Consider the following 13,185-nt stretch of genomic DNA (forward strand, 5'->3'; position numbering starts at 1 on the left):
GGTGCGGATACGGCGCTGGCGCAGATCATCAAGATGGTAGAAGACGCGCAGGCAAGCTCGGCACAGATTCAGCGGCTGGCCGACCAGGTGACCGGCTATTTTGTGCCGGCGGTCGTGGGCGTTGCACTGCTGGCTGTCATCGGATGGACGCTCGCGGGGCATTTCCCGCAGGGGCTGCTCGCCTTTATTGCCGTGCTTATCATCTCCTGCCCGTGCGCTCTGGGTGTAGCGACGCCTGCCGCCTTGATGGTCGGCGTGGGAAAAGGCGCGGACGCCGGCATCCTGATCCGCGGCGGCGAAGTGCTCGAACGCGCTGAGAAATTGACCACCGTTGTCTTTGACAAGACGGGCACGATTACGCGCGGCGAACCGACCGTGACCGATATCCTGCCGCTTGGGACACACCAGGAAGCCGAGCTGCTCAGTATTGCTGCAGCGGTCGAGTCCGGCTCGGAGCATCCGCTGGGCGAAGCGATCGTCCGTGCCGCACAGCATCGTGAGCTGGCGACGCGTAAGGCGAACAACATCCAGGCGCTGTCGGGGATGGGTATTCAGGGGGCCATCGACGGCCAGCAGGCCTGGCTAGGAAACCGGCGCATGCTCGCGCAGCAGGCCATCTCAGTCGATACGATTGAAGCGACGCTGGCCGGGCTGGAGGCTGATGGCAAGACAGCGATGCTGGCGGGGATCGGGCATGAACTGCTTGGCATCATCGCCGTGGCCGATACGGTCAAGCCAGAGGCGTCAGAGGCCATTGCCATGCTCAAGTCGCGCGGCATCAAGGTGGTTCTGCTCAGTGGGGATAACCAGCGCACCGCGCAAGCTATCGGGCGGCAGGTCGGCATCGAGCGCGTAATCGCAGAGGTCATGCCGGAAGACAAGGTCAAGACCATCCAGGGCTTGCAGAAGGACGGCGAGGTGGTTGCCATGGTCGGCGATGGGGTCAACGACGCGCCCGCGCTCGCTGCGGCGGATATCGGCGTCGCTATCGGCTCGGGCTCGGATGTGGCCAAGGAGACCGGCAGCATCATCCTGATCCGCAATGACGTACGCGACGTGGCGGCTTCCATCGAGTTGTCCCGCGCCACGATGCGCAAGATCAAGCAGAACCTGTTTTGGGCCTTCTTCTACAACACCATCGGCATTCCGGTGGCGGCTTTCGGCCTGCTCAATCCCATCCTGGCGGCGGCGGCGATGTCGCTGTCCTCGCTTAGCGTGGTGGCGAATTCGGCCATGCTCAAGCGCGTGCGGCTGACAAGTAAGGCGCAGGAGGTGCCGGCATGAAACCCGCTGTCTGGTTCTGTGCCGCCGTGGCGACGGCGCTGGCCGCCGCCATCCTCTATTGGTACGGAATCTCACTGTTCTCGGTGCTGGTTGCGCTGATTCTCCTGGCCTGTCCGGTCTGGGTGATCTGGATGAGTTTGCGTCTTTCACGGCAAACCAGACGAGAGGTTGAGGCGGCAGTGGAGCGGGAACTGAAATCGCGTAGGAAGTCGTAAGACGGAGGTGGAAAATGACCTGGCTTTCGCAAAACCTGATCTGGATCGTGCTGGGCGGATTGGTGGTGGTGTTCCTTTGGCGCAGCCAAGCGATGCGCTCCAGAGGCGGCGAGGGTGCCGGCATGATGCACGGCGCTCCAGATGCAAACAGTGACCCAGTGACCGGAAACCGGGTTGACCCGACCCACGCCATCACGGCCAATTTTGAAGGGAAGACGTTCTACTTCGAGTCTGAGCAATCTCGCGCGGTCTTTCAGCAGAATCCTTCACGTTTCGTCCACCAACACCATCGCCATCACGGCGGGTGCTGCTAGCCAGCCTTTTTTCAAGCCGATTGCCTGTGGACGAGGAGGCTCGCATGAATGATCAAATGAACCCTGAAGATGGGCCGCACGCGGCGCACAGGACAGTCTTCAGGTCCAGGTGGGTTTTGATAGGCTTCCTGCTTGTGATCGCCTATTTCCTGTTCACGGAACATCGGGCACACGTGATCCCGTTCCTGCCCTTCCTGTTGCTCGCTACTTGCCCGTTGATGCACCTGTTCATGCACCACGGCCACCAAGACGAAGGGGGCGAGCCGTCAACGCACGTACATCCAAAGGGAGAGTAACGATGCAGCACGACACACAATCCGGCTACGGGCTCTGGTCGTTGGTCATCATCAACTCGGCCATCTTCATCATCTTCGCTTTCAGCTTCACCAAGCCAAAGACCTCGCGTGACTGGCGGTCCTTCGGGGCCTTCTCGGCGTTTCTCGTGGCGCTGTTTACGGAGATGTACGGGTTCCCACTGACGATCTACTTGTTGCTGCCCTGGTTGAGCAAGCATTTTCCCGGTATCGATTTCCTCTCTCACGACGCGGGGCATTTGCTGGAGGTGATGTTCGGCTGGCGCGCTAATCCGCATTTCGGGCCGTTCCACATCCTAAGCAACCTGCTGATCTTCGGTGGTTTCATCATGCTCGCTTCCGCCTGGCGGGTGCTGTATCTGGCGCAGCAGCAGCACCGTCTGGCCACCGGTGGACTCTATACCCGCATGCGCCATCCGCAATATGTGGCGTTTGTCCTGATCATGCTCGGCTTCCTGCTGCAGTGGCCGACGTTGCTCACGCTGATCATGTTTCCAGTGCTGGTCTGGATGTATGTTCATCTCGCGCTGACTGAGGAGCGAGATGCGCTGGCCGAGTTCGGCCGGGCATACGAAGCGTATTGTGAGCGCACACCACGTTTCATCCCCCGTTGGAGCAGTGGTGCGTCGAAGGCGTCGTCTCATTGATCACGACATCCTCGGCAGGAGGCAACCCTTCGCAGCCGCTGTAACAGAGTCCGCCACTCTGATCCTCTTCTCCACGTAATGCACGTTGGCTTGGCTGGCGGCGCCCGAACCTTTCGTGGATTTCATGGGCACGCTTTTCCATGGCGTAGATTTCAAGCATCTGCCGGCCAACTGCTCACGTGATGGTCCCTTCTGTATCCCGCCATCATGTTTGTAGTACGGTTCTTTGCGGCGGGCGCCTTCTTTTAGTCGCCGCACAACGGCCAGTTAGGTCAAAGAGAAAGCGCTGCCCGCTGAGGCTCGCGTTGCTAGTGCGCTTGGCCGGCAAATTCGAGCGCCCGTTGATTGGGCCATTGCCCATGTCTGGATCATCACAACCGCCCATTGGATATGCAGCTAAGAGTCGCCGGAAACCTCACCGCACGTCAGTGTCGCAAGCGCTGCAAGCTTGGCGAACCGTTGCTTCTCCAACGTCGCAGTCACGATGGTCTGATGCCGGAATATAAGACTGCGCAAACGAGTAGGGCCAAGATGGCCCGTAAAGCCACTGGAATGCCGTCTCGGCCACCAAGTCGCGCACTGACCGACCTGTCTCAAGTGTGTGTGTCAGCGTGGCGCTAAGCGCTTCTTCCGAAGCGCGCCAGATATTGTCTTCCCCGGCTTTTCGCCTGGAGGCCCTCACGCCCGCAGCCATGGCGGCTACGAGCAACAGCCATGGTTGGAACCGCTCGGACCATGCATAGCGCGTCCAGCGCATCGGATGGCTCCATTTCAGCCATTCAGCGCTCCACGGCGTTGCCAGCGCGCGCACGGTTGGGCTCCAGAACTGGTCATACAGCCGTTCGTTGATTTCCGAGACGGCGCGCACATGCTCGAACAGGGCACGCGGGTATGGGAATTGAATGTCTTCGACGCGACGCGGCTCAAACGTGACCCCGCGTTGGGAGTTGTTCTGTGGCGGCGCATCGGAGTGTTCCGACAGCTTCATCTCGTACAAGCCGGGCGGCAGCGCCTCAATCGCATCGAGGCTTTGCAGGATCGCGCGATGCTCGTGACGCGCCACGCTTGCGGAGACGAAAATGCCGAGGTGTCCGACATGCGGGTTGGTGAGATACACGATTCGCTGGCCGGCGGCGACCAGAGCTTCCGTACTTTCGTACACGACGGGAATCCAGCCGAGCGCCTGGTGCGGTGGCGTGATGTTGTCGCCGTACGAGGCAAAGATGACGATCGGTTTGCAAATGCGCCGTAAGTCGACCGTGCACTTACCGTCGACATGCACTTCGCCGGTTTCCAACTTGTTGCCGACAAAAAGATCCTGGATGGTTGCGACCAGTTCTTCCCGGCTGAGAAAGTAAAAGCCATTCCACCAGCGCTCGAATTCCAAAAACCGGTCACCTTCACCATCCGGATCGGCGAAGACAGTGTAGAGCTTGGTCCAGAGCGCGGACTCAGGCTTGAGTGCCTCGAAGTTCTGTACCAGCCATGCACCGTCAAAACGGCCGTTGCCCAGATCGGCAAGAAAGTTTGCTGACCACACGCCGCCGGTGAACGCCCCGAGCAGGCGCATCGGGTTGACGCCTGCTTCGCCGGACCAGTACGAGAGCGGGGAGCCGTTGAGCACCGCAGGGCAGGCGACGCGCTCGCAGCAGTGGGCAGACAGGAGCATCACTTCCCAGCCGGCCTGGCAGTTGCCGTAGAGCACCGGCGCCTGCCCGTCATGCCGTCGCGCGACCTCCTCGACGAAGGTACGAAGCGCGTTCAGGACGTCGCCAAGGGTCTGTCCGCGGCAGGGGGCCGGGAAGAAGCTGACAAAGTAGACAGGATGGCCTTCGGCGAGGGCCATGCCGACTTCCGAATCGCGCTTGAAGCCCCCAATGCCCGGTCCGTGACCGGCACGCGGGTCGATGACGATGACGGGGGTTGCATCCGCCCGAACCTGTCGCTCCAGGTGGTCGGTGCCACAGCGCGTGATACGGAGCAGGGCATAGTTGGCCGGGCGCTCGAAGGTTCGCGCATCCAGTAGCAATTCGTAGTCGAAATGCAGCGGTGGCGGCAGGCCGGCCTCCTCATGGGCCAACATATTGTTGGCGCGTTGCCGCAGGATATCGATGAACAGAATCCACCGCTGCGTGACATCCACCCAGTAGTCCCACCCTTGCTCAAGAGGGGGCTCGGCAGGTGCCGGCTGTGGCTCGGCCTGGTGGTCCGGTTCGCTAACCAACCGCAGCGCCGGGGCTGCTACACCCGGCGCCGATCGGGCCGGACGTCGTTTGCGCTGTACCGTACGGTCTGTCATCACACCACCTCATCACTTCCTGTGAAAGTCGTGATGTCCGTCACCAGACAGTGCGGACACGGGCTGCAAATCATGCGGTGCAACTGCATGGGCCTTGTAGGCCAGCTTAGCCGCATCGGGCCGAACTTCGTTGTCGCAGGTCAGGTGAATTGAAGCGCGGGCTCTTTTCTGAGCCCGCGCGCAGACTTACTTGGTATCGGGATGGAAATGCTTGGACTTGTCCCTGCCCTTGGTGTCCTCGGCGGGGGCGGCCGCCGGCGCGCTGGCGGCGGAAGCGCCAGCTTTCTCGGCGACGTGCGAATGCGGTTTCATTTTGTGCGCGCCGGAGGCTTCGGATGCCATGGGCATGTCGTTGTCCGTGGCAAATACGCCGGCCGACATGGATGCGGCGGTTGCAAGCAGCAGTGCGGAAAGGATGGTTTTGCGGTTCACGTTGTGTCTCCTAGCGATAAAAGTTGGCGGTTCAGTTTTGCAGTCCATTCTGGGTGATGAGGGGCCACTATTGCACTGACTCCTGCTGGATAGCGACCGTGGCTTGATCCATGTCAAGCCGGATCGGCGCTCCATGTCTCATTTCACCCAGCCAATAGCAGGATGTTTGGTCTCGTACGCCATGCCCCAATGCTCTTGGGCAGGGGCGGTGGGTGCGGGGATGGTTTCCATGAGCGGGGTATCGGCAGTCTGCCAACTGCTTCCCGATGGGAAGCTGACCGGAAGGTGACTTTTCTGTCATGCATTCCAGTTGCTTGATCTTCAGGTGCATGTTTCTGGCACATGGGGGCTGAAATGGCGACGGGTAAGCTATTACCTGCTACGCAATTGGATCGAATATGCCTTGATCCAGGTAAAGCGATGCCGCCCATAAAGGTGTAACGTGAATTGTGCTTGGGGTTACACCTTGGGTTTCACGAGGAGGTGCACGATGATGGTTCACGGGTTCGACATGGCCGGCTATGGTCTCGCTCACTGGATCACGTTTGCCGTCATGGCGGTGGTATTGCTGTATCCCATCGGCCGAATCCTGATGCGGATCGGGTTGTCGCCTTTTTGGGCCATTCTGGTGCTGGTGCCATTCTTCAACCTGATCGGGCTTTGGGTGCTGGCATTTGTCGAATGGCCACGGCAAGGGTCTGGCCGTCCTGGCTAGTCGGATGCCATGAAATCGTTCAGCTGCCCGGATGGCACCATGGTTCGCAAGGCCATTCCCTCTCTGGTGTCCGCGTGCCTTGTGGCGTTTGCTGCCGCATGCATGGTGGGTGGGGCTTGGGCTGAGGAACCAGACGGCCGCACGCTCGTCGATCGCGTCGATACCCTGCTGTGGGGCAAGACGCTGCAAGGCGAGTTCCAGATGACGATCACCACACCGCGCTGGCAGCGCGCGCTTGACCTGCGCGCCTGGATGGAGCGGCCGCGGCGCTCGTTCATCCGCGTTCTGGCGCCGGCCAAGGAGGCCGGTATTGGGTCGCTGCGTATCGGCTCGGAGATGTGGAACTACCTGCCCAACATCGAGCGCACCATCAAGATTCCGCCGTCGATGATGCTGCAGCCCTGGATGGGCTCCGACTTCACCAACGACGACTTGGTCAAGCAAAGCAGCGCCGTGGATGACTACACGCATCGGGTTCTCCGCACGGAGGTGCTGAACGGCGCCGCGTCTTACGTGATTGAATCGATTCCCAAGCCGGATGCCGCCGTCGTGTGGGGAAAGATTCTCTACTGGATTCGGCAAGCGGATACGATTCCGCTCAAGCAGTATTACTACAACGAGCGCAACGAACTGGTGCGGGTCCTGACGTTCTCCGACGTTGGCCCGATGGGTGGCCGCACCATTCCGACCAAATGGGAAATGCGCCCCGTGAATGATCCAGGCCACGCAACCGTGATCGTCGTCAAGGCCGCGCGCTACGACCAGCCGATTGACGACGAACGCTTTACGCAGCGCAATCTGCAAAAGCCATGAATGCTGCAGCCGATACAGTCGTCAAGCTCGTAGGTGTCTCCAGGCTGTATCGGCAAGGTGCCAGCGTCGTGCATGCGCTGCAGCATATCAATCTGGAAATCCGCAAAGGCGACTTTGCGGTGCTGGTAGGGCCGTCCGGCTCGGGCAAGACAACGCTCCTGAACGTGATCGGTGGCTTGGACTCACCCACCGAAGGCCATGTCTGGGTCGACGGCAGCGAGATCGGGACACTGGGTAAAGCCGCGCTTTCGGACATCCGCTTGCGCAAGATCGGCTTCGTCTTCCAGGAGTTCAATCTGATTCCCGTTCTTTCCGCGCTAGAAAACGTGGAATTCGTGATGCTGTTGCAGGGGGTGCCAGAGATGCAGCGCCGGGACCGCGCCATGACGCTGCTCAAGGAACTGGGATTGGAAGGGATGGAGCACAGGCGTCCGCAGCAACTCTCCGGTGGGCAGCAGCAGCGCGTGGCGGTGGCGCGCGCCATCGCGGCCGAGCCGATCATCGTGCTGCCCGATGAGCCGACCGCCAATCTGGATTCCAAAGCCGGCGCCGCGCTCATGGACATGATGAAGGCCATGAATGAACGGCGCGGCGTGACGTTCGTGTTCTCCACCCACGACCCGATGGTGGTCGAACGCGCGCGGCGGGTCATTCGCCTGCGTGACGGCCGGATCGAAGCCGATGAGCGCCGACCGCCATGATGCTGCTGCCACTCGCCGTGCGCAATGTGCTGCGCAACCGCAGGCGTTCCGCCATCACCATCTCGTCGATCGCCATCGGCCTAGCGGCGATGATCTTCAACTGGGGATTCACCGCTGGCATGAACCGCGAGATGGTCGAGAACACCACGCGGTATTTCGCCGGCGATGCGCAGGTGCATCTCAAGGGCTACCACGACGATCCGATCCTTGATCTCGCCATGCCAGACTCGGCCCCCATCCTGCATGCCGTGCGCAACGAGGCTGGGGTGGCAGCCGCCAGCATCCGCCTGGAAACCAAAGCGCTGGCCAGCCGGGGCGACAAGTCGCGCGGCCTCATGCTCGTCGGCGTCGAGCCGGCAGACGAGGCGCAGGTGACGATGCTCTCGGACGCCATCGTGGCCGGGCAGCCGCTGACGACCGGCGCGCCCGGCGTGCTGATCGGGGAGATGCTTGCTGAAGCGCTCGCGGTGCGGCCCGGGCAGAACATCGTGTTCGTGGGGCAGGGCTACGACGGCTCGATATCGAGCGGAAAGTATCCGGTGCGCGGCATCTTCCGCAGCAAGATCGACGATCTCGACGGCTACGTCGCCGTGATGCCGCTGCCTGTTGTGCGGGAGTTTCTCTCCGCGCCCGGTGGCGCCACCGCCATCGCCCTGCGGCTGCGCGAGCGCTCGCGCCTGGAGCCGGTCAGCGCGGGGCTCGCCGAGCGCCTGGGAGATCGTTACGAAGTCGTGGGGTGGCCACGGCTGCTACCGATGGTAGCGGTCAGTTCGCGCTTTCACGAGGTCACGACCTACGTGGTGCTGTTGGTGTTCTTCGTGGTGGTCGTCTTCGCGGTGGCGAATCCTGTGCTGATGTCCGTGATGGAGCGCACGCGCGAATTCGGCATCATGCTTGCCGTCGGCATGAGCCGCACGCGCGTGCTTCGGCTGGTCCTGTATGAATCGATCCTTCTGGGCATCGTTGGCCTGATCGTCGGCAACGCCGTCGGCTGGACAGTGACGGCGTATTTCGCGCGCGCGGGTATCCATCTGCACGGTTTTGAAGCCGGGCTGCGCACGATGCCCGGGCTGTCCGACGTCGTCTATCCGGTGGTGAGCGCCGAGCGTGGCGTCGTGCTGTCAGTGGCGGTCTTCGTCATTGCCGGGCTGGCGGCACTGTATCCCGCTGCCAAGGCCGTGCAGTTGCGGCCCATCGAGGCGATTCGCGGGCTACCCGCTGCCATGCGGGTGTCGTCACGAAACACGGGCGATTCCCGCTTGCCGGTGTTCGTGCTGCTCGCACTGCGCAACCTGCTGCGCAATCCACGCCGCACGGCCCTCATGGCCGCAGGCGCTGCCTTCGGCATCGTGGGCTTTGTCTTCATCCTGGGGTTTTTCGACGGATTCTTCGACCAGACGATCGAGAACTCCACGCGTTATCTGACGGGGCACATCCAGGTCGAACGCAAGGGCTTTCGCAAGGATTATGCCCCCGAGCTTGCCATCGACGATGCCGTCTCGCTGCTGCAAGCCGTCCGGGGCACGCCTGGCGTGATTGCGGCTGCGCCGCGCACCCAGGTCCAGGCGTTGGCCAGCACGGCCTCGAAATCCGAAGGCATCATGCTCATCGGCATCGATCCGGTGGCGGAGGCTAAGGTCACGTTCATTTCCCGCACGGTTGTCCAGGGACGGGCGCTCATACCTGGCGCCGATCGCGAAGTCATGATTGGCCGCAGGCTCGCCGACAAGCTCGGTGTCCGCCTGGGCGAGAAGATCGTCGTCATGGCCCAGGCCGCCAACGGCGAGCTCGGCACGGCAGCCTACGGGGTGGGGGGCATTTTCTCGACGGAAAGTGCCAGTTTCGATGGCGCATTTGCTTTTGTCACGCTGCCAGCGGCGCAGTCGTTGCTTGCGCTCGGTTCACGCGTTTCCACCATCAATGTCCGGCTGGAGGATCGCGCGCACGTGTCCGCTGCCGTTGCCCTGCTACGCGCGCGTATCGGTGGCACCGACGTGACGCTGATACCGTGGCAGGAACTCTTGCCGCAGCTCGAAGACATGGTCCGGCTCCTGCGCGTGGTGAGCAGTATCATCCTGGCGGTGCTGCTTCTGGTGATTACCACGTCGGTCATCAATACCGTGTTCATGGCCGTCACCGAGCGCACGCGCGAGTTTGGCGTGATGCTGGCGCTTGGCACGTCGCCCGCCGCCTTGAGGCGCATGGTCGTATATGAGTCCATCGCCTTGCTGTTGATCGCGTCTGCCGTCGGGTATGGCGCCGGCATTGCGCTGGTGCTGTATCTTGGGCATGCCGGTATGGACCTGTCGAGCTTCTTCGCCGGATATTCCGCCATCCCCGGGTTGACCGGCATCGTTTATCCGCGCATTTTCGGTGCGACGGTGGTCCCGCCGGGTATTGCGCTGTTGATTGCCGGCGTGCTGGTTTCGCTCTATCCCGCGGCCAAGGCGGCGCGGCTCGATCCAGTGCAAGCGATACGCCATGTTTAAGCAAGCCGTGCCGTTCGGACTTCTGGCGGCTCTGGCCTTCGGAGCCTCGGCGCAGGAGACGTCGCAGTCCGGGTTGAAATTTTCCGGTTACTACAAGAGCTTGCTGGAGGAATCGGAAACCATCGTGCCCGGCGGGCAACGCTATCTGCTCGATCTCAATCGCCTGCGGCTGCAGTTGCAGGGCAAGCTCTCCGAGCACGTCGCCGTGGATCTGCAGTACGACAACGAATTGCTGTTCGGCAGCTACCTGCACACCGCACAGTTCGCAAGCCAGAGCAGTCTCGCGCCGGATCAGTACCTGGATCTCGACGGCAATTACCTGCGTGGCGGCTCGTACTACGGCCAGCACCGGCTGTATCGCGGCAACGTCACCCTGTCATCGGGCGACACCGATGTGCGCATCGGGCGGCAGCGCATCGCATGGGGAACGGGCCGTTTCTGGAGCCCGCTCGACCTGCTGAACCCCCTGAACCCGACTGCCATCGAGCGCGAGGAGCGCGTGGGTGTCGACGCGGTGCTGGCCGAGCACAAGCTGGGGCCCATCTCCCGCATCAGCGCTGTGTACGCGCCGGGGCACGGTGGCGCGGACTCCAGCGCGGCATTCAATTGGCACGCCAACACGCATGGCGTGGACTATTCCATTGTCGGCGGGCGCTTCGGCAATGAGCAGGTCGCCGGCTTCGATCTCGCGGGGCAGATCGGCACGGCGGGCATTCGTGGTGAGTTCACGCAAGTGCGTGCCAAGACTGGCTCGACCTATCAACGTGCCGTTCTCGCGCTCGATTATGCGTTTGCGAACACGCTCACGCTTAGCGCCGAGCTCTACTACAACGGCGCCGGCACGACCAATGCCGCCGCGTACGATTTCACGTCGCTGTTGACCGGCAAGATTCGCAGCGTTGCCAAGCACTATGCTGGTGGCTACATGAGCTACGAAATCACGCCGCTGCTCAAGTGGGAGGGCTATGTGGTGGTCAATTTGGACGACCATAGCCGTTTCGTTTCGCCCCTGCTGACCTATTCGATCAAGACGAATCTCGACTGGCAGATCGGCGCCCAGTTCTTTATGGGCAGCAGTGGCAGTGAGTTTGGACATTTCCATCACATCTACTACACGCAGATACAGTGGTTCTTCTAAAACGATAGTGCTTGCCGGCTGTCGACGTCCGGAAAGCTGGGCTCGGATGCGTGCATGGCGCGGCAATGGGGAAGGTGGGCAACGAGGAGAAGGAACATGGGCGTCATAACGCATGCGAATCCCGAACCAGCGGTGCGCGAGCGGGTGCCCGCTGAACTGCCACGGCTCTTGTACATCCTGCGCGCATTGGCCGGGGCAGGGTGGGCGCATTATGTGGAGCGGCTACGGATTGGCCGTGACGCACTCGAAGCTTCAGTTGAGGCGGTGCAAGCGACCGATCAGGATGCAAAGCGGCTGAGAGCTACGCTCGAAGGGCTGGGGCCCGCGTTCGTCAAGTTTGGCCAGCTTCTGAGCCTGCGGCGCGATATGTTGCCGGAGGTCTATATCGAGGAGCTGCAACGGCTCCAGGATGATGTCGCTGTTTTCCCTGGCGAGCAGGCGCGTGAGATTGTCGAGCGTGAACTGGGCAAATCCGTTCACGCGTTGTTCACCAGTTTCGATGAGACGCCCCTGGCTGCCGCGTCGATCGGCCAGGTCCATACGGCGCAGTTGATTGACGGCACCAGCGTGGTGGTCAAGGTGCAGCGCCCCGGCATCGAGCCCATCATTCATGCCGATGTCAGGATCATGCGCTTCTTGGCCCGTCAACTGGAGCGGTATGTGCCGGAGAGTCGCCGATTTGGCCCGGGCGATCTGGTGGAAGAGTTTGCCCGGCTCATCAACGAAGAATTGGACTATCAAGTCGAGGCGCGCAACGGCGATCTCCTGAGGGAGAATTTGCAGGATGATAAGCACGTCTTCGTGCCCCGCATCTTTTGGGAGCAGACCAGCCGACGTGTCTTGACCATGGAGCGCAGTTTCGGCAAGAAGCTTACGCATATTCCGTCGTCCGAACAGGAGAGCCGACGGCGCGTGGCGCAGGCGCTGATGGCATCGTTCTTGAAGCAGGTCTTCGAGGACGGCTTCTTTCACGGCGACCCGCATCCGGGCAACGTATTTTTGCTGGAGGACGGCCGGCTTTGCTTTCATGACTTTGGCATCATGGGACGGCTGTCCGCCTATGATCAGGAAGCCTTGGCCCAGTTGATTCTCGCCGTCAGTTCCGGCGAGGTGTCATGGATGGTGGATGCCTATTTCGAGATGGGGGTGGCGACCGAGGGGGTGGATCGTGAGGCATTTACCCGCGATGCTTCGCAGGCACTTGACGCATACTACGAAGCCGCCGGGAAAGGCTATTCGTTCGGCGAAATTGTCCGCCAGTTTGCGCTGCTCAGCCAGCGCCATCGGATCAAACTGCCGCGCCAGTTTCTGCTGGTCTCGAAAGCGTTCATGCTGGTCGAATCGCAAGCGTTGACGCTCGCCCCGGACTTCAACGCACTCGCGTCCTTGCGGGAATATGCGCCGCATTTGCTCGGCCGCAAACTATTGCAGGGGGCGAATGTACAGACCGAGTTCAGCAGGGGATTCCGCACCTTGCGCGCGCTGCATCACGCCGCCGCCTTGCTGCCCGACATTCTGAACCGCACGGTGGAGGCGCTCAGCAGCGGTAAGGCGACGCTGCATATCAAACACGACCAGTTGCAAGGATTGGAAGCGCATATCGACCGTGCAAGCAACCGGCTGAGCTTGAGCTTGATTATTGCGAGCGTCGTGATTGGCTCCTCAATCGTCATGGCGTTCCACAGCGGTCCGCACTATGCGGGCATTCCAGTGCTGGGGCTTCTGGGTTTCGTCGTCGCCAGCGTGATGGGCCTCGCTTGGGCGGTTGCGATCCTGCGATCAGGAAAGTTCTAGAGGCGCCGCTACAAGCAATGGGGCCTCGAA

Annotated in this window: 13 protein-coding genes; 11 read left to right on the plus strand and 2 right to left on the minus strand. The window is 61.5% G+C overall.

The genetic code is table 11. The features are described from left to right. The 5 genes from C404_RS55515 to C404_RS55535 form a co-directional block, all read left to right on the plus strand. Window positions 1-1,284 (plus strand): heavy metal translocating P-type ATPase (locus tag C404_RS55515; protein WP_021197385.1); only part of this gene is annotated, 1,284 nt, incomplete at its 5' end. Next, entirely contained in the window at window positions 1,281-1,499 is a 219-nt protein-coding gene (locus C404_RS55520; protein ID WP_004635211.1) for a hypothetical protein, read from the plus strand. The genes C404_RS55515 and C404_RS55520, both read left to right, overlap by 4 nt. A 14-nt stretch (window positions 1,500-1,513) precedes the next feature. Continuing rightward, window positions 1,514-1,813, plus strand: coding sequence for a YHS domain-containing protein (locus C404_RS55525; RefSeq protein WP_004635209.1), 300 nt, complete (start codon window positions 1,514-1,516; stop codon window positions 1,811-1,813). A 44-nt stretch (window positions 1,814-1,857) separates the two neighbouring features. Continuing rightward, window positions 1,858-2,109 (plus strand): DUF2933 domain-containing protein, encoded by a 252-nt coding sequence (locus tag C404_RS55530; protein ID WP_004635207.1) that lies wholly within the window; start codon window positions 1,858-1,860, stop codon window positions 2,107-2,109. A gap of 2 nt (window positions 2,110-2,111) precedes the next feature. Next, entirely contained in the window at window positions 2,112-2,774 is a 663-nt protein-coding gene (locus C404_RS55535) for a methyltransferase family protein (protein ID WP_004635205.1), read from the plus strand. Between the two features lie 415 nt (window positions 2,775-3,189). Here the strand turns inward: C404_RS55535 and C404_RS55540 are convergent, their stop codons facing one another. Both C404_RS55540 and C404_RS55545 read right to left on the minus strand, forming a co-directional pair. Beyond that, window positions 3,190-5,073, minus strand: a complete 1,884-nt coding sequence (locus tag C404_RS55540; RefSeq protein WP_004635203.1) for a DUF3141 domain-containing protein — start codon at window positions 5,071-5,073, stop codon at window positions 3,190-3,192. 186 nt (window positions 5,074-5,259) lie between these two features. Beyond that, a complete protein-coding gene (locus tag C404_RS55545) occupies window positions 5,260-5,505 on the minus strand; it encodes a hypothetical protein (RefSeq protein WP_004635201.1) in 246 nt (81 codons plus the stop codon). Window positions 5,506-5,995: 490 nt separating this feature from the next. On the opposite strand from C404_RS55545, the gene C404_RS55550 reads away from it, so the two are divergent. From C404_RS55550 to C404_RS55575, 6 genes are all read left to right on the plus strand, one after another. Next, window positions 5,996-6,220, plus strand: a complete 225-nt coding sequence (locus tag C404_RS55550) for a hypothetical protein (RefSeq protein ID WP_004635200.1) — start codon at window positions 5,996-5,998, stop codon at window positions 6,218-6,220. A 9-nt stretch (window positions 6,221-6,229) separates the two neighbouring features. Next, window positions 6,230-7,033: an outer membrane lipoprotein-sorting protein gene (locus tag C404_RS55555; protein ID WP_021197388.1), complete on the plus strand. Its 804-nt coding sequence runs from the start codon at window positions 6,230-6,232 to the stop codon at window positions 7,031-7,033. Then, a complete protein-coding gene (locus C404_RS55560; RefSeq protein ID WP_004635197.1) occupies window positions 7,030-7,734 on the plus strand; it encodes an ABC transporter ATP-binding protein in 705 nt (234 codons plus the stop codon). The genes C404_RS55555 and C404_RS55560 overlap by 4 nt, the downstream gene beginning before the upstream one ends. Then, the gene (locus C404_RS55565; protein WP_004635192.1) at window positions 7,731-10,223 is read left to right on the plus strand and encodes an ABC transporter permease; all 2,493 of its coding nucleotides are present in this window, start codon (window positions 7,731-7,733) and stop codon (window positions 10,221-10,223) included. The genes C404_RS55560 and C404_RS55565 overlap by 4 nt, the downstream gene beginning before the upstream one ends. Beyond that, window positions 10,216-11,361: a hypothetical protein gene (locus tag C404_RS55570; protein ID WP_004635189.1), complete on the plus strand. Its 1,146-nt coding sequence runs from the start codon at window positions 10,216-10,218 to the stop codon at window positions 11,359-11,361. The genes C404_RS55565 and C404_RS55570 overlap by 8 nt, the downstream gene beginning before the upstream one ends. Before the next feature lie 96 nt (window positions 11,362-11,457). Next, entirely contained in the window at window positions 11,458-13,155 is a 1,698-nt protein-coding gene (locus C404_RS55575; protein ID WP_004635187.1) for an ABC1 kinase family protein, read from the plus strand. Window positions 13,156-13,185: the final 30 nt, after the last annotated feature.

Source organism: Ralstonia sp. AU12-08 (assembly GCF_000442475.1).
GTDB lineage: Bacteria > Pseudomonadota > Gammaproteobacteria > Burkholderiales > Burkholderiaceae > Ralstonia > Ralstonia insidiosa.